This window comes from Nocardioides gilvus, assembly GCF_003194605.1.
GTDB lineage: Bacteria > Actinomycetota > Actinomycetes > Propionibacteriales > Nocardioidaceae > Nocardioides > Nocardioides gilvus.
On sequence record NZ_QHKY01000002.1, the window covers coordinates 345,620 to 364,465 of the forward strand.

Annotated in this window: 17 protein-coding genes; 10 read left to right on the forward strand and 7 right to left on the reverse strand. The window is 68.4% G+C overall.

Annotated features, from left to right (window positions below; all coding sequences use genetic code 11):
* Positions 1 to 7 precede the first annotated feature (7 nt).
* Positions 8 to 2,179, forward strand: a complete 2,172-nt coding sequence (locus tag DNK52_RS06960) for a HelD family protein (protein WP_110240261.1) — start codon at positions 8 to 10, stop codon at positions 2,177 to 2,179.
* On the opposite strand, the gene DNK52_RS06965 is transcribed toward DNK52_RS06960, so the two are convergent.
* The 3 genes from DNK52_RS06965 to DNK52_RS06975 all read right to left on the reverse strand — a co-directional run bounded on the left by DNK52_RS06965 (position 2,139) and on the right by DNK52_RS06975 (position 4,936).
* Positions 2,139 to 3,167 carry a hypothetical protein gene (locus DNK52_RS06965; protein ID WP_110240262.1) on the reverse strand — a complete coding sequence of 343 codons (1,029 nt, stop codon included), beginning with the start codon at positions 3,165 to 3,167 and terminating at the stop codon, positions 2,139 to 2,141. The two genes, DNK52_RS06960 and DNK52_RS06965, sit on opposite strands and share 41 nt — an antisense overlap.
* Positions 3,164 to 3,544 carry a PadR family transcriptional regulator gene (locus DNK52_RS06970; protein ID WP_110240263.1) on the reverse strand — a complete coding sequence of 127 codons (381 nt, stop codon included), beginning with the start codon at positions 3,542 to 3,544 and terminating at the stop codon, positions 3,164 to 3,166. The genes DNK52_RS06965 and DNK52_RS06970 overlap by 4 nt, the downstream gene beginning before the upstream one ends.
* 93 nt (positions 3,545 to 3,637) lie before the next feature.
* Complete coding sequence (locus tag DNK52_RS06975) at positions 3,638 to 4,936, reverse strand: phage tail protein (RefSeq protein ID WP_110240264.1); 1,299 nt, start codon at positions 4,934 to 4,936, stop codon at positions 3,638 to 3,640.
* A 237-nt stretch (positions 4,937 to 5,173) separates the two neighbouring features.
* Between DNK52_RS06975 and DNK52_RS16275 the strand changes: the two genes are divergently transcribed.
* Entirely contained in the window at positions 5,174 to 6,229 is a 1,056-nt protein-coding gene (locus tag DNK52_RS16275; protein ID WP_110240265.1) for a hypothetical protein, read from the forward strand.
* A gap of 436 nt (positions 6,230 to 6,665) precedes the next feature.
* Here DNK52_RS16275 and DNK52_RS06985 read toward each other — a convergent pair whose 3' ends face one another.
* A complete protein-coding gene (locus DNK52_RS06985) occupies positions 6,666 to 7,076 on the reverse strand; it encodes a MerR family transcriptional regulator (RefSeq protein WP_110240266.1) in 411 nt (136 codons plus the stop codon).
* Between the two features lie 194 nt (positions 7,077 to 7,270).
* Between DNK52_RS06985 and DNK52_RS06990 the strand changes: the two genes are divergently transcribed.
* Entirely contained in the window at positions 7,271 to 8,776 is a 1,506-nt protein-coding gene (locus tag DNK52_RS06990; protein WP_239455432.1) for a SulP family inorganic anion transporter, read from the forward strand.
* Between the two features lie 98 nt (positions 8,777 to 8,874).
* Here the strand turns inward: DNK52_RS06990 and DNK52_RS06995 are convergent, their stop codons facing one another.
* Together DNK52_RS06995 and DNK52_RS07000 are read right to left on the reverse strand one after the other, a co-directional pair.
* Entirely contained in the window at positions 8,875 to 9,444 is a 570-nt protein-coding gene (locus DNK52_RS06995; RefSeq protein ID WP_110240267.1) for a GNAT family N-acetyltransferase, read from the reverse strand.
* 488 nt (positions 9,445 to 9,932) lie between these two features.
* Positions 9,933 to 10,469, reverse strand: a complete 537-nt coding sequence (locus DNK52_RS07000; RefSeq protein WP_162598661.1) for a TetR/AcrR family transcriptional regulator — start codon at positions 10,467 to 10,469, stop codon at positions 9,933 to 9,935.
* A 53-nt stretch (positions 10,470 to 10,522) separates the two neighbouring features.
* On the opposite strand from DNK52_RS07000, the gene DNK52_RS07005 reads away from it, so the two are divergent.
* The gene (locus tag DNK52_RS07005; RefSeq protein WP_110240269.1) at positions 10,523 to 11,542 is read left to right on the forward strand and encodes an FAD-dependent monooxygenase; all 1,020 of its coding nucleotides are present in this window, start codon (positions 10,523 to 10,525) and stop codon (positions 11,540 to 11,542) included.
* Positions 11,543 to 11,634: 92 nt separating this feature from the next.
* On the opposite strand, the gene DNK52_RS07010 is transcribed toward DNK52_RS07005, so the two are convergent.
* Positions 11,635 to 12,285 carry a class I SAM-dependent methyltransferase gene (locus tag DNK52_RS07010; RefSeq protein WP_204163430.1) on the reverse strand — a complete coding sequence of 217 codons (651 nt, stop codon included), beginning with the start codon at positions 12,283 to 12,285 and terminating at the stop codon, positions 11,635 to 11,637.
* A 113-nt stretch (positions 12,286 to 12,398) separates the two neighbouring features.
* On the opposite strand from DNK52_RS07010, the gene DNK52_RS07015 reads away from it, so the two are divergent.
* The 6 genes from DNK52_RS07015 to DNK52_RS07040 all read left to right on the forward strand — a co-directional run bounded on the left by DNK52_RS07015 (position 12,399) and on the right by DNK52_RS07040 (position 18,638).
* Positions 12,399 to 14,660, forward strand: coding sequence for an esterase-like activity of phytase family protein (locus DNK52_RS07015; protein WP_110240270.1), 2,262 nt, complete (start codon positions 12,399 to 12,401; stop codon positions 14,658 to 14,660).
* Positions 14,661 to 14,802: 142 nt separating this feature from the next.
* Positions 14,803 to 15,438 (forward strand): DUF305 domain-containing protein, encoded by a 636-nt coding sequence (locus tag DNK52_RS07020; protein ID WP_110240271.1) that lies wholly within the window; start codon positions 14,803 to 14,805, stop codon positions 15,436 to 15,438.
* 140 nt (positions 15,439 to 15,578) lie between these two features.
* A complete protein-coding gene (locus DNK52_RS07025; protein WP_476703535.1) occupies positions 15,579 to 16,391 on the forward strand; it encodes an ABC transporter ATP-binding protein in 813 nt (270 codons plus the stop codon).
* Positions 16,388 to 17,068 (forward strand): ABC transporter permease, encoded by a 681-nt coding sequence (locus DNK52_RS07030; protein ID WP_110240272.1) that lies wholly within the window; start codon positions 16,388 to 16,390, stop codon positions 17,066 to 17,068. Before DNK52_RS07025 ends, DNK52_RS07030 begins: the two co-directional genes overlap by 4 nt.
* Entirely contained in the window at positions 17,065 to 17,739 is a 675-nt protein-coding gene (locus tag DNK52_RS07035; RefSeq protein ID WP_110240273.1) for an ABC transporter permease, read from the forward strand. Before DNK52_RS07030 ends, DNK52_RS07035 begins: the two co-directional genes overlap by 4 nt.
* Positions 17,736 to 18,638, forward strand: coding sequence for an ABC transporter substrate-binding protein (locus tag DNK52_RS07040; protein WP_110240274.1), 903 nt, complete (start codon positions 17,736 to 17,738; stop codon positions 18,636 to 18,638). The genes DNK52_RS07035 and DNK52_RS07040 overlap by 4 nt, the downstream gene beginning before the upstream one ends.
* The last annotated feature ends 208 nt before the right edge of the window (positions 18,639 to 18,846 follow it).

Below are 18,846 nucleotides of genomic sequence, written 5' to 3' on the forward strand. Positions count from 1 at the left end.
AACAGAGTTGTCCGAAGAGCTCGTCGCGCGCGAAGTCGCCGCGGAGCAGGCCTTTGTCGACCGTGTCTACGTCCAGCTGGAGAAGTCGGCCTCGGCCGCCCAGCGGCTGGCCAAGGAAGGTCACAGCCGCGCCCACCTCGGTCACGAGGGCGGGCTGGTCGAACGTGACGCCATGGTCTTCCAGGCCGCGAAGCGGATCGCCCAGCTCGACGCCGCCCACGAAGGGTTGGTCTTCGGCCGTCTCGACCTGCGTACCGAGCTCGACGCAGCCCCGCGCTACATCGGCCGGATCGGCCTGCGCGACGACGAACGCGACTCCCTACTGATCGACTGGCGCGCCCCCGCGGCCGCCGTCTTCTACCAGGCCACCGCAGCGACCCCGAGCGGCGTCGTACGTCGTCGGGTGCTGCGCGCCGAGCACCGTACGGTCGTGGGCGTCGAGGACGAGCTGCTCGACGACTCGGTCGAGACCGACCTCCCGATCGTCGGCGAGGGCGCGTTGATGGCGCAGCTCTCCCGGGCCCGCGACCGCTCCATGCACTCGATCGTCGCGACCATCCAGGCCGAGCAGGACAAGGCGATCCGCGCGCCGGGCAAGGGCGTCGTGTCGATCTCCGGCGGCCCGGGGACGGGCAAGACCGTCGTGGCCCTGCACCGCGCAGCCTTCCTGCTCTACAACGACCGTCGCCGTTACGAGTCGGGCGGCGTGCTGATCGTCGGCCCGTCCGGCGTCTTCATGCGCTACATCGAGCGCGTCCTGCCCTCGCTGGGTGAGACCGCGGTGGCGTTGCGCTCACTGGGCGAAGTGGTCAGCGGGATCCGCGCGACCCGCCACGACGTGCCCGCCGTGGCCGACATCAAGGGTGCGGCACGGATGGTCGAGCTGCTGCGGCGTACGTCGCGTCAGCAGGCCCCGGGCAGCCCGCGCGAGTTCGAGATCTTCTGGCGCGACTCCAAGCTCCGTCTCGACGGAGCCCAGCTCGCCAAGCTGCGCCGCAACCTGATGTCGCACGGCCCCCGCAACCAGCAGGTCTCGCGCGTCCCGTCTGCCCTGCTCGACGCGTTGTGGCGCCAGGTGCGCAGCGACCGCGGGCGCGAGCGTGGGCGGGATCTCTTCAACGACGACATGCTCGGCGAGCAGCGTTTCGTCGACTTCACGATGGCGTGGTGGCCGCCGCTGGACGCCGCCGAGGTGCTCGGTTGGTTGCGCGACCCCGACTTCCTGGCCCGGGTCGCCGACGGCGTGCTGAGCCAGGACGAGCAGAAGCTGTTGCTGCAGGCCTGGGAGCACGACCCGAGCCTCACCATCGAGGACGTCGCGCTGCTCGACGAGTTGCGCTACTCGATCGGCGACGTGCCGCTGCGCACCGACGACGACCACACCCTCGACGACCACGTCGGCGGCACCATGCAGGAGCTGACCACCAGCTCTGATCGTGAGTACGCCTCCAGTGGCCGCGCCTGGACCCCGCCCAGCCACCGGATCGACGACGACCCCTATGCGCACGTACTGATCGACGAGGTCCAGGACCTCACCCCGATGCAGTGGCGGATGGTCGGGCGGCGTGGGCGTACGGCGTCGTGGACCATCGTCGGCGACCCCGCGCAGTCCTCGTGGCCGGTGGCCGCCGAGGCCGATGCGGCGCGCGACGCGGCGCTGGCGGGCAAGCAGATCCACTCGTTCCACCTGTCGAAGAACTACCGCAACTCCTCCGAGATCTACGAGTACGCCGCTGCCTACGCCCAGCGCGTCGGCCTGGACGCCGACCTGCCCGAGGCGGTCCGGTCGACCGGCGAGCACCCGGTCGAGATCGCGGCCGGCGACGACCTGGCCCAGACCGTACGCAAGGCGGTCGGCGAGATCGCTGGACGCGTGGCCGGCACCGTCGGCATCGTGGTCCCGGTGGCGCGCCGCTCCGAGGTCAACGGCTGGTTGGCTTCGTGGGACGAGTTCGCCGAGTACGCCAAGGGCGCGAAGGCAGCGATCGACGACGCGGTCGCGCCCTCGGGTGAGGACCGGGTCGTGGTGCTGACCGGTGTCGACACCAAGGGCCTGGAGTTCGACGGCATCGTCGTCGTACGCCCCGACGAGATCGAGAGCGAGTCGAGCACCGGACGGGCGACGCTCTACGTCGTGCTCACCCGCGCGACGCAGCTGCTGACGGTGGTCGGGGGCTGACCGCGCTGGTCTGGCGACGCAACCGCCTCCACTCCCGGACGGCACGGGCACCCCACAGCAACATCAGGATCGCTCCCACCCATTTGCTCCCGATCAGCACGAGGATGACGGCGAGTCCGCTGATCGCCGTGTAGGCCCACGCCTTGCGACGGGTGCTGGCGATCTCGTCCGGGGGGAACTGCGCCGCATAGTCCTCCGGGCGGCCGAACTCCTCCTGCAGGGTCGAGCCAGCCTCGGCGCAGTGCGCCTGCGCCTCGGCAACGATGGTGCGGACTCGCTCTTCGGGCATGTCCGCCCGCAACCGCAGCACACCCGCCAACACCGCGAGCCACTCGTCGTCCGTGCGTGGCGTGATCCACGCGCGGGGCGCGTCCTCGGGCAGCAAACTGTCGAAGAGCCGTCCCAGCAGCGCGCAGGCCAGCACCAACAGGACGACGTACCAAGGACTGGCCGTGGCGATGAGGTGGTCGCGGCCCAGCCAGACCAACAGACCCAGGAGCGCTACGCCACCGGCCACGACGCCGGTTCCGGCCGCAACGGCGACCGCGAGGGACCGACGAGACAGGGTCTTCTCCCAGACGGTGAGCACGGTCATCGTGACCAACCCCATGACGACCGGGAAGCCGAGAAGTCCGAGGTCGTACTCGAGTTGCCACTCCCTGTTGAACAAGGAGTGCAGAAGGACGACCACGCCCGTGCCGGCGGCGGCGTACATCCCCAGCACAGGCACGTCGCGCCAGCTCGCCGCCGGGTCGGGCACCACGAGTGGGAGGCCGTCCCGACGGCGTTCGGCGATCTGCTCGTCCGCCCACTCCTCCGGTGGGCCGAAGAGCTCAGTGGGGGGCTCACCGGTCTCAGCGATCAGGACGCGGGCCTCAGCGAGGATGTCGTCCACGACCGGGCGCGCGACGTCTTTCAGAGCCAGTCGCCAACGGGCGTCGTCGAGCCAGTCCTCGGCGTCCTCGGCCAACTCGTCGGACTCGTTCATCCTGTCTCCCCCGTGCTGGTCGATCCCGTGTCGCTCTGGGCCATCTCGTTCTGGGCCATCTCGCTCAAGGTGTCCGTGAGTTGTCGCCACTGCGCCAATTCCTCGCGCAGCCGTTCTTGGCCGGTGGCGGTGAGGTGGTATTCCCGCTTCCCGGGTCCCCCGGTGCCCTCAACCCAGACCGCTTCCACGCTGCGCGCCTCTTCCAGCCGGTTGAGCACCGGATAGAGCGACCCGCCCTTCAGCAGCCCGAATCCCTGTACCGCCAACGCTTGAGCGATGCCGTACCCGTGCAGTGGCCCGGTGGTCAGGCTCCCGAGCACGGCCAGCTCCAAGCTGGCCCGGATCCAGGGCATTGGCCAGCGCGGGGTGTCGGTCATACCTAAGTATGAGTTGTATCTAGATATGTCGTCAAGGTCCACGCAGCCGCTGACCGAGTGACAGCGACTGCCCCGAGAGTTCTCGAAAGGTGCTCAGTCGCGGGGTGGGCTGTAGCCATACACGCACATGGTCGGCACCAGATTCCGCTCAGGCAGATCGAGTTTCGGCAGCGCAAACACGTTCCTGCCGTCGCCACCGAAGGCGGTTCCGAACAGGTCGAACAGTGGTTGGTGCTGCTTCACGGAGATGAGCACACCGGAGGCGGAGCCCGAGGTCTGCGTCCTCCACCAGTTCGAGGGAGGGTTGCTGCGAGGGGTGGCCCAGAAGCCAACTTGAGACATGTAACACGCACCGGTCGAGGAGTTGTCGCTCCACTTGTTGGTGGTCGAGGTGCAGACCTGTTGGCTCGTTCCGGCCAGGGACGCGATGTCGGGCAGTGCGAACGTGGTCTCCCCGTCACCGCCGAACACGTCACCCATGAGGCCGTAGAGCGCCGAACGCTTGGCAGGGTTCAGCAACTTGCCGTCGGCCAGCGCGTACCCGTAGGCCGGAGTCTCGAAGGCAAACAACTGGAGCTGCCCGATCAGGCAGCTGCGTGCGATCTGATCGTCATCCGGATCGGTCTCGCTAGGGTCGAGGCCAACGCCGCAGACCAGCGCGTGGAGCCCGGCGCCGGGTCCCTCGACCGTCGGCATCGCGAACCTGTTTGCGTCGCCTCCGAACCTGGTGCCCGTCAGCTCGTACAGGTCGGGCCACATCCTCGACGACACGGTCCGGCCGTCAGCCGGTACGTACCCGGCCGGTGTGATGTTCGTGGGGAAGAAGTCGATCTCGCCGATGTAGCCGCACCCGGCGTCGAGCGTTGCGTTGTCGATGAAGAGCGACGAGGCACCGAACGGGCCTGCAGCGACCTTCCGATCCTTGGGACCCACCACGGTCACTGCGACGCGCAGGGTCCGTTCGTCATGGTCGTAGGTCGGCTCTCCGAGCTCCACGATCAGCGGCTCGTCCTGTCCTGCGACCGTCAGCACGGCGTTCGGCGGCACGTCGGTGAAGCCGAGGTCCGCCCAGCCCAGCACGAAGGCCTGCGTCGAGATGGTGCCGCCGTCACGCGCGGGCCGGTCCGAGAACCAGGTCGTCTGCCTCGCGGCGTGATCCAGTGTCAGCGCGTACCCGTCGCCGTCCGCTTCCTGAAGGTCGCCCGACTCCGCTTGCAGAGCGAACAGGAGGCTCTCCTGTGCGGGCAGGTCCTTGATCTCCGCAACGGAGGTCGCGTCCGCGTCCTGGGTGGTGGTGGCGGGTTCGTTCTCAGCGGACGTGTCGTCGCCGAGCGTGCATGCGCTGAGGAAGAGGAGAGCGGTGAGGAGCGCGAACAGCGCTGAGCGCTTCATGAGGACCTTCTGGTCGGTGGTGGCAGGAGACGTAGAAGGACGACGCCCGCGGCAAGGCTATGGGGGGCACGTCGCTCGCGTCCGACGAATGGGACTACCCGGTGACCGACGGGCCAGGGAAGTGGGAGCATCCAAGTCTTGGCTTTGTTGTGCACCTGCTGGAGGGCTGTCATGCACTTTTCCTTGACCTCATTGCGAGCGCTTGCTGGTCTCGTGGCCGCGTTACTGGTGGCGAGCATGCTCAGCGTCCTGACCGCTGCGAGCGCCCGCGCTAACGACCTCGGCACTGCCACGATCAGCGGCGTCCTCCTGGGTGACGGGGCGCCCCTCGTCGGCGACGTCAACATCCACTCGGTCGACTCGAACGGTGCCCACGACTGGCAGACGTACGCCTTCACTGACGCCGCCGGCAGGTGGTCGCTGGAGGTCCCGGCCGGCGACTACGTGATCTACGCCCACGCCTACGACGTTCCCTACCTGTTCACGTACGTGGGGTCCCAGGCGTCGGACAACATGTTCGGGGCGGGCAGCTTCCGCGTGGAGGCCGGCCAGAGCCTCACCAAGGACATCGACATGATCCCGGCCTCCGTGGTCACGGGATCCGTCCTTGCCAACGGGTCACCCGCGGCGGGCGCGTACGTGATGGCCTTCGCGTGGGACGCGATCAAGCAGTCATGGGTCTTCGTCAGCGACGACCACGCCGCGCAGGACGGCAGCTACTGGCTGCCGGCCCGCGAGGGTCAACTGCTGACGATCCGGTTCTCCGAGTTCGGGTTCCTCACGCAGTACCTGGGCGGCAGCGCTGACTTCCCCCAGACGCCCACGGACGCCAACAGCGTGACGGCCACGGGTCGTACGACCACCGTGCCCGCCTTCTCCCTCACCCGTGAGGGTGAGGTGACCCCCGGGCCGACCCCCACGCCCACACCGACCCCCACGCCTACTCCGGAGCCCGTGAAGAAGGTCAAGGCCACGGTGAAGGTCAAGGGCGACAAGAAGGTCCGGGCGAACGAACGGGCCGTGCTCACCCTCCGTGTCCGAGCTGTGGGCAAGGAGCCTCGCCTGACCGCTTCTGGCCACGTGGTGGTGAAGATGACCGCCAAGGGCAAGAAGGTCCGCACCCTGCGGGTCAAGCTCAAGGACGGCCTGGCGACGTTCCGGCTTCCCAGGTTGGCCAAGGGCAAGTGGGGAGTTCGCGTCACCTACCAGGGCAACGCGCAGATTGAGAAGGCGTCGAAGAAGTACGTCCTCAAGGTCACCGCGGCGAAGAAGGCGAAGAAGCGGAGGCGCTGACCCTGGTGTCGTGCGGGGCGCGCAGGTCAGTCACGTGCCACGTCGCGGGGATGCGCCGCGACAGCGCGGCCGGGTGCTGTACACCACCCAGAAAGGGGCGCATTCATCATCAGCATGTCCGCCCCTACTTGCTTCGGGTCTCGTCGGGGTCGGCGGCAGCTTGGCGTCCGACCTGAGCCACGCGGCGCGCCTACCCGTAATCGGAAGGCACTTCCCCGACTTTCTCATTCGACAAAAGTCGCTAGGGGTCAACGACGCGATCGTGGCGACGCGCTAGTCGGCGCAGGAGAGGGCGATCTTCGCCGCGCGGGCCATGGGCTGGCGCATCGGTTGAAACCGCCTTTCCCCCCATGGCGCGGTCCGGGCACCCCGCACCATCCCGTACTGCCCCGACTCGCACGCGGAGAACTCCGACGCTCTTGTCGATCCGAGCTGGTCAGGGCACTTCTTGGGCGAGGAGAGCGATGAACTCGTCTGCCATTTCCAGATGCCGTGCCAGTTTCGCGCGCCGCTCGTCGACGTCGGCACGGATCGCGGTGACACGATCGACGGCCAACCGAGATGCCTCTGCGTCAGCAGTGGAGTCGCGGATCGTCTCGATGTCAGTCATGACTGCCTTCATCTGGTCAAGCGTGAATCCCAAGGGCTTCATCCGTCGGATGACGAGGATCTTCTCCACGTCCTCCGCGGTGTAGAGGCGAAATCCGCCTTCGCTGCGTCCTGAGGGCCTCAACAGACCGACTTCCTCCCAGTGTCGGAGGCTGCGCAGAGACAGCTCTGTCCTGGTGGCCACCTCACCGATCTGCATCACCGAACCTGGTGCGGAGGGACTGGACTCAGGGGGCATCGAAGGGTCCTCACGTCGTGACAATTGCAACCCTCACGTTACGTGAGAGTACGATCTGCTCAGACTTCGCCGGCAGGACGCCGGCACGCGCACCCATGGTGCGCACCAACCCCATCCAGATCCAAGTCGTCCGGGCATGTCACCTCGACGTGGCGCTCGCACGGACGGCTGCCTCCCAGAACGGAGCGCCGCCCTTGAGCGCCACCCCCCTGTCCCACGCACCCGAGCCGAGCGTCATGGCCGCGCTGCGCTCCCCCAAGCTGCTTCGCACCGAGGTGCTCGCCGGCCTCGTCGTCGCGCTGGCACTCATCCCTGAGGCAATCTCGTTCTCCATCATCGCCGGAGTGGACCCCCGTGTCGGCCTGTTCGCCTCGTTCACGATGGCGGTGTCGATCTCGTTCCTCGGTGGCCGTCCGGCCATGATCTCCGCCGCCACCGGCGCCATCGCCCTGGTCATCGCGCCGGTGATGCGCGAGCACGGCTACGACTACCTCATCGCCACGGTGCTCTTGGGTGGCCTCATCCAGATCGCGCTTGGCCTGGGTGGGTTCGGCAAACTGATGCGCTTCATTCCGCGCTCGGTCATGGTGGGGTTCGTCAACGCCCTCGCCATCCTCATCTTCATGGCCCAGATTCCGTACATGGTCGACGTGCCGTGGCTGGTCTACCCGATGATCGCCGTTGGCGTTGCCATCATGGTCGGTCTCCCGCGCGTCACAAAGGTCGTCCCTGCTCCCCTGGTCGCGATCGTCGCCCTCACCGCATTCACCGTGGTTGCCGCCCTCACCGTCCCCAACGTCGGCGACGAAGGCGAACTTCCCGACAGCCTCCCGGCCCTGTTCATCCCCGACGTGCCCTTCAACCTCGACACCCTGCAGATCATCGCCCCCTACGCCCTCGCGATGGCGCTGGTTGGTCTGCTCGAGTCGCTGCTGACCGCCAAGTTGGTCGACGACATCACCGACACGCACTCCAACAAGACCCGCGAATCCTGGGGTCAGGGCGCATCCAACGTGATCACCGCGTTCTTCGGCGGCATGGGCGGCTGCGCCATGATCGGCCAGACCCTCATCAACGTGAATGCCTCCGGTGCACGCACCCGCATCTCCACGTTCCTCGCCGGCGTCTTCCTCCTCATCCTCGTGGTCGGATTCGGCGATGTGGTCGCCATCATCCCGATGGCTGCGCTCGTCGCGGTCATGATCATCGTCGCGGTCGGCACCTTTGACTGGCACTCCATCCAGCCCGCCACCCTGCGTCGGATGCCGAAGTCGGAGACCATCGTCATGGTCAGCACCGTCGCGGTCACCGTCGCCACCCACAACCTGGCCATCGGCGTCGTGGTCGGCGTTCTGGTTGCCATGACCCTCTTCGCCCGCCGAGTCGCCCACCTCACCGAGACCCGCCGTGAAGTGGTCGAGGACCGCAACGGCGTCGCTACCGCCGTCTACCACGTGACCGGTCAACTCTTCTTCGCCTCCTCCAACGACCTCTACACCCAGTTCGAGTACGCCGACGACCCCGACCAAATAGTCATCGACCTCACCCAGTCCCACATCTGGGACGCCTCCACCGTCGCCTCCCTCGATGCCATCACCACCAAGTACGAGCGCAAGGGCAAGACCGTCGAACTCGTCGGCCTGAACGACGCCAGCGCAGAACGGCACGTCCGGCTCAGCGGTTCTCTTCCCTCACACTGATTGCCGTCCGGCGACGCACGAAGAGTGCGTCACTTCCCCGCAATAGTTCATGCACGCGCTGGGTTCACGCAACGAGGGGGGGGACGTGAGCTCGTCGCTCAGCGGTGAGCGCGGTCCCGCTCGCTCGCGAGCAGAGCGTGGCCGTCGAGAGTGGTCCACTCGCCCTTGAACCAGTCGGCGTCGACCTGCCTCGACTCCTGTCGGAATCCCGCCCTCGCGAGCAGCCGTGCGACCGGGTTGTTGCGCGAATCGCAGAAAGCTACTACGCGGTGAGCGTGCTCGTGGTCGAAGAGGAAATCCAACAAGGCGATCAGTGCCTCGGAGGCGACGCCTTGACCCTGCGAGGACCGCGCCAGAGTGATGCCGACCTCAAAGGTGTCGGGCTGATCGTCGAGGCGGTGCAGCGCCAGATCGCCAAGGAGCCCGCCCGACGAGGTCTCGCGCACAGCGAGCTGCAGCCAGTTCCCGGGCGACGGGACGTGCCTGTCGCGCTGATCGTCGACCAAGCGCTCGGCATCTGCACGGGAGTAGTCGATGCCCCACGACTGGTACCGGGCAACATCCGGATCCTGCCGATACCCGGTAAAGGCGTCGACGTCGTGATCCGAGAGCGGCGCTATGGTCAAGCGGGCGGTCGTCAGAAGCAGGTCCGCTTGAGACGAGAGCATAGGCAGAGGCTAGCAATGCCATCAGATGACGTGGAGCGATGTCGGCCCCGCGGGTGAATACACCCGACTCCACCCTGATCCCGTCGAACCTGCGTCTTATCCCCGCTCATGAACCCCTCCGGGGCTCCGCTCGAGGCGACGATCGCGCGTCGCCTGAACGGCGGCGAAGGCGGACGCCTGATCAATGCGGTTTCGGGGGCCGCGCCCGTAGCAAGAGCGTCAGAGAGCGAATGGCGAGTGAGGCGGCCAGAGTGGCCACCGCAGCACTGGCCAGGCGGAACCACGTCGGCGCATCGGTCGCCCAAGCGCCGCCGATGGCGAACCACAGCACAAACAAGTCGGCGAGCAACAGGCCGACGCTGGCCTCTGTCCTCAGCCGAACGGTTCGCACTCCGGGATTCTATGAGCTGATGATGGTGTGCGCGGAGCGAAGGGCCGCTCGGGACCGAAATCGGCACCTCTGCTCAGCGCCCTGACAAGCCCTGCGCTCAGCGGAGCAGACGCTCCACGGCGTCGGCCAGCTCCTCGACGTCGACGCCGCGCGAGTCCACCGACACCGCGTGCACGAGCGCACCCTCGAGCAGATCGGAGACCGCGCGTGCCGTCGTCGAGGGTGTGGGGTGTCCGCCCTCGGCGAGCATCGACTCCAGCAGCGCCAGGAACCGCAGGTGCCCGGCGGCCATCGCTGGCTTGGCCGTCTCGTCCAGGAGCAACGCGAGTCGAGCGCGCGTGGCCCGCACGTGCTCCGGCGAGGTCATCCGGGCGACGTTGCTTGCGAGCTGTGCCGCCAGGGCGGGCCCGGAGCGTACGTCCGACTGCGGCCCTGCGAGCATCGCGCGGTCCAACTCCTCCAGCCGAGTAACGATCGCTTCCAGCAGGGCCGCGCGGCTGCGAAAGCAGTTGGAGGTGCTCCCGTGTGGCAGGCCCCCCTCAGCGTCGACGGCTCGGTGGGTGAGTCCGCGGAGGCCGTCGCGGGCAAGGACGGTCACGGCGGCGTCTGCGACAAGTTCCGGACGGGAAGGCACATCAGAACACTACATCTGTTGTAAGACTACAAATGTAGTAGTAGCGTCGAGACATGCCTTCGATCACCATCCTCGGCGGCGGAGTCGCGGGACTCACCCTGGCGGCGACGCTCGATCCCACAGCCCACGACGTGACTGTCGTGGAGCGGAGGCCGGGCTACAGCAGGGTCCCCACAGCCTTCGGCATCTGGCCCTTCGCCCTGGCCGCGCTGGAGCGCATCAAGCTCGCCGACGGACTGCGCGAGCGCGGACTCCTGCTCACCTCGGGAGTGATCACCGCTGACAGCACGCGCCGTCCGGTGACGATGACCATGCAGGACGCCAACACCTGGCTGATCACCCGACCGGCGTTGCTCGAGCTCCTCGACGAGGCCGTGCCCAGCACCGTCGAACGGGTCGAGCGGCACGTCGACGACCCCACCACGCTGGAGGGCGACCTGGTCGTGGCCGCGGACGGCGCCCGCAGCGTCGTACGCTCGCACGTCTGGGGCGACGAGCCACGCAACACGGGCGTCGTCGCGATCCGCGGGATGCTGGAGACCCCGCCTGCCACTCCCGCCGACCGGATGCATGAATTCTGGGGCGACGGCATGCTCGCCGGGGTCGCGCCCAATCCGTTGCCGGACCACCTCGGCACCAACTGGTACGTCTCCGCCCGCCGCAGCGCCCAGTCGCCCGAGGAGGCCCTGGCCTGGGCGCGGGAGGCGTACGCCGGGTTCCCGGACCTAGTGCGCGACACTCTCGCCGCCGCGACGCCGGAGCGCACCGTCGTCAACATGATCCTCCAGTCCCCGCGCACACGACGGCTGGCGCGCGAACGCTACGTGCTCGTCGGCGACGCGGCACACGCGATGGCACCCAATCTGGGGCGGGGCGCGTGCGAGGCGATGGTCGACGCGATCGTCCTCGGCGAAGCGCTCAACGAGCACGGGCTCAGCGGCGTACGCCACTACGAACGGGCTCGACGGCGGGCGGGACAACGTACGAAGGTGGCCGCCTCCGCAGCCATGCGGTTGGCGTTGGCACCGCGGATGAGTCGCGGAGTCGTGCGGGTGACCGGCCGGCGGGGCTGAAGGCGTGGACTCACTCCCCCGCGAGATCGCGGGCAGCATCGAGGTCACGTACAGCGGCGACCGGCGGCCTCAGCCACTCGAAGAGCCGTGGCTCATGACGCTCTCGCGATCAGGACCGCCTGGCCGTCGCGTTCGTGCACTCCGGCTGCCTGACGTTCCAGACGCGCCACTTCCTCGAACCCGGCCCCGGCCACCACGCTCGAGAGATCGTCCGTCGTGCGGTTGTAGCGCTCCAGGGTGATGTCGTGGCCATGACTGCGGTAGGCGCCCGACACGTCACGGACCCCATGACCGGTCTGGAACGCGACGAGGAGCACCCCACCCGTTCGCAGTACTCGGCGGGCCTCGCCGAAGACGTGTGCCAACTGGTCGTCGGGGCTGTGGATCGTCGAGTACCAGGAGAAGTACCCGTCGAACGACTCGTCCGGATGGGGCAGGTCGGTGATCGAAGCGATGCTTGTGGCGAAGGTCGGATGGTCCCTCTGCGCACGGCGGACCATCCCACCCGACAGGTCCACGCCCTCCACCAGGCACTCCATCGCAGCCAGTACGGGAAGCAGACGCCCGGCCCCACAGCCCGCGTCCAGCACCCGCTTGTCTCCCGACAGCAACGACGCGAAGTGCTCGATCATCGCCAGCTCGATGCGCTGCTCGGGCTCGGTGGATCGGACGAGGTCGGCGTACGAGTCGGCGACTTCGTCGTAGGCACTCTGCACTGCCTGCTCGTCCTGTCGGGGCGTCACGTTCTCAGTCTGGTGGGTGGGACACGCCCACACCACCGCATGTTGGTCGATCGCTCACCCAACCGTCGACATCGCGACGACCCGAGTTGGCCCGACACCGAGAGCGTCGAGCCATGACCTCATTGAGATCTCGGGCGACCACCCTGGTCAGCCTCGCTCTGCTCGCCGCCACGACGACCGTGCTCAGTGCACCAGTCGCCACTGCCGGGGGTGCGCACACCCCCGGCCACGACCGCTCCGACCACCGCGCCCGCGTCGTCCAACCCACGCTCGAGGCCCGGGCCACGTTGTCTGCGGACTTCCTGGCTCCCGGCCCGCCGTCGGGCTCGAAGGCGTCGCCGGGGAACGGACGTACGGGCCCGTTCGACGGCCAGGTGATCCCGGGCTTCTCCGCGATGGTCGAGAACCGCGACGGCACCTTCTGGGCCCAGCCCGACAACGGCTTCGGCACGAAGGCGAACTCCGCCGACTTCCTGCTCCGCATCTACAAGGTGCGCCCCCAGTGGGAGACGGCGCGCGGCGGGCGCGGCAGCATCGAGGTGCAGCGCTTCATCCAGCTGCGCGACCCGAAGAAGCGCATCAAGTTCCCCATCGTCAACGAGGGCACCCGTGACCGGCTGCTCACCGGCGCCGACTTCGACATCGAGTCCCTGGTGCGCGCCAAGGACGGCACGTTCTGGATCGGTGAGGAGTTCGGGCCCTACCTCCTGCACGTGAGCGCCAACGGCACCGTCCTCGAGGCGCCGGTCCCCTTCCCCGGCGGCAAGTCGCCGCAGAACCCGACGTTGGGCGACGAGAAGCCCCGGGTGCCGTCAAGCAAGGGTTTCGAGGCGATGGGTGCCTCCCCCGACGGGCGTCTGCTCTACCCGATCGTCGAGGGCGCGCTCGTCGACGACGCCGACCAGCGCCGTCGCATGATCCACGAGTTCGACACCCGCAGGGGCGCCTACACCGGTCGCACGTGGCAGTACCAGGTCGACGAGACGCCCAACGTGATCGGTGACGCCTTCACCGTCCGCAACAACCGCCTCCTGGTCCTCGAGCGCGACAACCTCGACGGCGCGGCAGCGGTCACCAAGCGGATCTACGAGATCGACCTGCGACGCCGCGACGCCGACGGGTTCGTGAAGAAGGAACTGGTCGTCGACCTCCTCAAGATCGCCAACCCCGACGAGATCGGCACGCGCCGCTCGCCGGACGCGTACGGCGTCGGCAAGGAGTTCAGCTTCCCGATGGTCTCGGTCGAGGTGGTCGTGCAGTTGAACGACGGCCGCATCCTGGTCGCCAACGACAACAACTACCCCGGCGACGACTCCCGCGTGCCCGGCACCCCGGACGACACCGAGATGATCGTCCTGGACCTGCGCAGGACGCGGGCGCCGGCGGCCAACGACGGGCTGGTGATCGGACACCGCGGCTCCAGCGGCACCCGGCCCGAGCACACGCTGGCGGCGTACGAGCAGGCCATCCTCGCCTGCGCCGACTACATCGAGCCAGACCTGGTCGCCACCAAGGACGGCGTCCTCGTCGCGCGCCACGAGAACGAGATCGGCGGCACCACCGACGTCGCCGACAAGCCCGAATTCTCCGACCGACGCACGACGAAGACCATCGACGGAGCCCGGCTCACCGGCTGGTTCACCGAGGACTTCACCCTGGCCGAGCTCAAGACGCTGCGGGCCACCGAGCGCATCCCCGGCGTGCGGCCGCAGAACACGGCTTACGACGGTCTCTACGCGGTACCGACGCTCGACGAGGTCCTCGATCTGGCGCGGCACTCCCGCACCTGCGACGGCAAGCCCGTCGGGGTCTACCCGGAGACGAAGCACCCGACGTACTTCGACTCCATCGACCTCTCCCTGGAGGAGCCACTGCTGGCCGACCTCGCCGCCAACGGTTACGACGGCTCGGACCCGGTCTTCCTGCAGAGCTTCGAGACCGGCAACCTGCGCGAGCTGGACCGTGCCAGCGACTTCAAGATCACCCAACTCACCGGCTGCAGCGGGGCGCCGTACGACCTCGTCGCCGCCGGGGACCCGCGTACGTACGCCGACGTCGTCAGCGCCAAGGGTCTGCGCCAGGTGGCCCGCTACGCCGACGGGTTGGGGGCCTGCAAGGACCAGTTGATCCCCCGGGGAGCCGACGGGAACCTGCTGGAGCCCACGGCGGTGATCGGTGACGCGCACGCCGCCGGGCTGGTGGTGCACCCGTACACCTTCCGGGTGGAGAACCAGTTCCTCCCGGCACAGTTCCGCCGGGGCACCTCACCCACCGCTCCCGGTGACCTGGCCGGCGAGATCCGCGCCTTCCTCGATGCCGGCATCGACGGCTACTTCACCGACAACCCGGCGATCGGAGCGACAGTGACTCGCTGACCCGCTGACAGCACCCGCGAGGACCCGACAGGCCACCTGGCCAGTCGGGTCCTCGTCACGTGCGAAGCGCTACGTTCGGAGGTGACGACCACCCTCCGGAGCACCTCGCGACGGTCCATCCGACTTCGAACTGGAGAAGCTCATGCGCCACCCCCGACCCCTCACTCTGGTGCGCCGGTCCACGGCGCTGCTCGCCACCCTGGCTCTCGGCCTGGCACTCGCGCTCACGGCTTGCGGCAACGACGACAACTCCGCCGAGGTCTCCGAGACCGAGCACAACGACGCCGACGTCGCCTTCGCCAGCGACATGATCCAGCACCACGCCCAGGCCCTGTCGATGGTCGACCTGACCGCAGACCGGACCCTCGACCCGGAGGTGCAGCAGCTCGCCGAGGAGATCCGCGAGGCCCAGGGCCCCGAGATCGAGACGATGACCGACTGGCTCCAGGAGTGGGACGAGGAGGTCCCGGAGACGATGCGCGACCACTCCAACGCCGGCCATGGCTCCGACGGGATGGGTGACTCCATGGAGGGCATGGACTCCGACATGCCGGGCATGATGTCCGCCGACGACTTCGACCGACTCGAGAACGCTCCCGACGCCGACTTCCAGACGATGTGGCTCGAGATGATGATCGAGCACCACGAGGGCGCCGTCGAGATGGCGCAGGACGAGCAGGAGAACGGCCGGTTCAAGCCGGCTGTCGACCTGGCCGCGGACGTCGTCGAGACCCAGACCGCGGAGATCCAGAAGATGGAGTCGCTCCTCGACTCCTGAGGCTCCGATGCCAGCCTGTGTCACGGACGTGGCGAGCCTGAAGGCAACCACGACAGTGGCATGCTCACGACGATCAGTCCGGCCCTTCGAGCCAGCGCCTGACCCGCGCACGGCACCACGAACAGTTTGAGGAGACGCCCGTGGGAATCGAGTTCAGGAACGTCGGCAAGACCTACCGCGACGGCACCGTCGCGGTCGCCGACTTCTCCCACGTGGTGGCCTCGCACCGCATCGCCGCCCTGGTCGGCTCCTCGGGGTCGGGGAAGACCACGCTGCTGCGGATGGTGAACCGGATGATCGACCCGAGCAACGGCACGGTGCTGATCGACGACGAGGACATCCAGGGGCTCGACAAGGTCAGGCTGCGTCGTCGCATCGGCTACGTCCCGCAGGCCGGCGGGCTGCTCCCCCACCGCACGGTCGTCGACAACGTCGCCACGGTGCCCGTGCTCAACGGCACCTCCCGCGCCACAGCACGTGGCAACGCGCTCGACCTGCTCACGCTGGTCGGCCTGGATGCATCGCTCGCGTCGCGTTACCCCGCCCAGCTCTCCGGCGGCCAGCAGCAGCGCGTGGCGGTGGCCCGCGCCCTCGCCGCCGACCCGAACATCCTGCTCATGGACGAGCCGTTCGGCGCGGTCGACCCGATCGTGCGACGCGAGCTGCAGGACCAGTTGCTGCGCGTGCAGGCCGAGCTCGGCAAGACGATCGTCATCGTCACCCACGACGTCGACGAGGCCTTCCGCCTTGCCGACGACGTCGTGGTGCTGCGTACGGGCGGGGTGGTAGCCCAGTCCGGCACACCGCAGAGCATCCTCGCCTCGCCCGCCGACGCGTTCGTGCGCGACTTCGTGGGAGCTGATCGACCCGAGCGCACCCTCACCACCACCGAGGTCGACGGCCAGCGCCTCGTGGTCGACGCCGACGGGCGCCCCGTCGGGATCCTGCGATGACCTGGCTGGAGAACAACAGCGACTGGGTCGTGGAGCTGACGATCCAGCATCTCTTCCTCGCCTTGGCCGCGATCGTCGCCAGCGTGGTCCTGGCCGTGGCCGTCGGTCGGGTGGCGTACGTCCGTCCCCGGGTGCGGCAGCCGATCCTGGCGGCGGCGAGCGTCGTGTACGCAATCCCGGCCCTGCCGCTGCTGATCGTGATCCCGCTGGTGCTGGGAGTCCCGCTGCGTTCACCGACCACCCTGGTCGTCGCGCTCACGTTGTACGGCACGGCCCTGCTCGTCGGCACCGTGGTCGACGCGTTCTCCACGGTCGACGCCGGCGTCCGCGACTCGGCCGTCGCCATGGGGTACGGCCGTCAGGCACTCTTCTGGCGGGTCGAGCTGCCCCTGTCGGTCCCGGTGCTGCTGTCCGGCATCCGCGTCGTCACCGTCAGCACCGTGGGCCTGGTGACCATCGGGGCGCTGGTCGGCATCTCCAGCCTCGGCACCCTGCTGACCGACGGCTTCCAACGCGGCATCACCAGCGAGATCCTGATCGGCGTCCTGATGACGATGGCGCTGGCCCTGGCGCTCGACGGCGCACTCGTCGCGCTGGGTCGTCTCCTCACCCGGTGGCAGCCGCGGCGCCGCCGTCGTGCTCGTACCCCCCTGGGATCGACCGAGGTGATCGTGTGACCACCTTCCTCGACGCGCTGACGTGGATCGCCGACCCCGCCAACTGGGGCGGCGCCCAAGGCATCTCCGCGCGCCTCCTCCAGCACCTGGCGGTGACGCTCGTCGCTGTCCTGGCCGCCTCCGCGTTGGCCATCCCACTCGGCATCCTCATCGGCCACACCCGGCGGGGGCGGGGCGTGGTGGTCGCCCTCGCGGGCGCCGTGCGAGCCATCCCGACCCTGGGACTGCTCACCCTGCTCGCGTTGCTCCTGGGCGTCGGCGTCGAGGCGCCCCTGCTCGCGCTGGTGGCCCTGGCGGTCCCGTCGGTGCTCGCGGGGGCCTACGCCGGGATCGAGTCGGCCGAGCCCGCTGCGGTGGACGCCGCACGCGCGATGGGCATGAGCGAGCTGCAGATCGTCCGCAACGTCGAGCTGCCGCTCGGGGCCGGCGTCCTTGTCGGTGGTCTGCGCGCAGCAACGCTGCAGGTGGTCGCGACCGCCACCCTGGCCGCGTACACGTCAGACACCGGGCTCGGGCGCTACCTGTTCATCGGGCTCAAGGCGCGGGACTATCCCCAGATGCTCGCTGGCGCCATACTCGTGGCTGTCCTGGCCCTCCTGCTCGACCGTCTTCTCGCCACCGCGCAAGACCGCGCGTCCCGGCTCGCCCACAGCACCGAAGGAACACCATGACCCCGTCACGTACCGCTCTGCGCGTCGTCGTCGCCACGGCGGCCGCCCTCGTCCTGGCCTCCTGCGGCTCGGATCCGCTCTCCGGAGACGGGGACGACGGCGACGCCATCGTCATCGGCTCGCAGGACTACTACTCCAACGAAATCGTCGCCGAGATCTACGCCCAGGCCCTGGAGGCCGACGGCCACGAGGTCGACCGCCAGTTCCGCATCGGCCAGCGCGAGGCGTACGTCCCCGAGATCGAGTCGGGCGACATCGACCTGTTCCCGGAGTACAGCGGACCGTTGCTGCAGTTCTGGGAGCCGGACACCGAGGCCCGGCTGACCGACGACGTGTACGCCGCACTCGAGGAGGCCACGCCCGAGGGAGTACGAGTCCTCGACCAGGCCGAGGCGACCGACCAGGACTCGTACGTAGTCACCCGCGAATTCGCCGAGAAGTGGGACCTGACCACGATCGCTGACCTCGCGGAGGTCACCGACGACCTGACGCTGGGAGCCAACTCCGAGGCCGAGAGCCGCCCGAACGGGCCCCAGGGCCTGGAGTCCGCGTACGGGATCTCGGTCGACTTCGCGCCCATCGAGGACGGGGGCGGACCGCTGACGGTCAAGGCACTGAAGGACGGCGACATCCAGCTCGCCATCATCTACACGGCCGACCCGTCGATCCGCAAGAACGACCTCGTGAGCCTGGAGGACCCCGAAGGCCTCTTCCTGGCCTCGCACCTCGTGCCGGTGGCCAGCGAGAACATCGACGACGACGCCGCCGCGGTCATCGACGAGGTCACCGCCGCCATGACGGCCGAGAGCCTCCTGGAGCTCAACCAGCGCAGCGTCGACGAGGAGTTGCCCGCCAAGACCATCGCCGCCGACTGGCTCGCCAGCGTCGACCTGGACTGAGCCCACGCGACTCGGCCCACCTCCCGACGTACGAGGAGGTGGGCCGAGTGAGCGGTCTGTCGGAGATGCCGCCTGACCCGGAGTATCAAGGCTGCCAGCCCCACGACGGACCCAGCGGTTCCATAGGCGTGCCATCCATGCTCAAGTCAGCGAGATCTCGTGAATCGCAGGACGCGGAATCCTGCACTCTGTCAAACTTGTGAGTCGG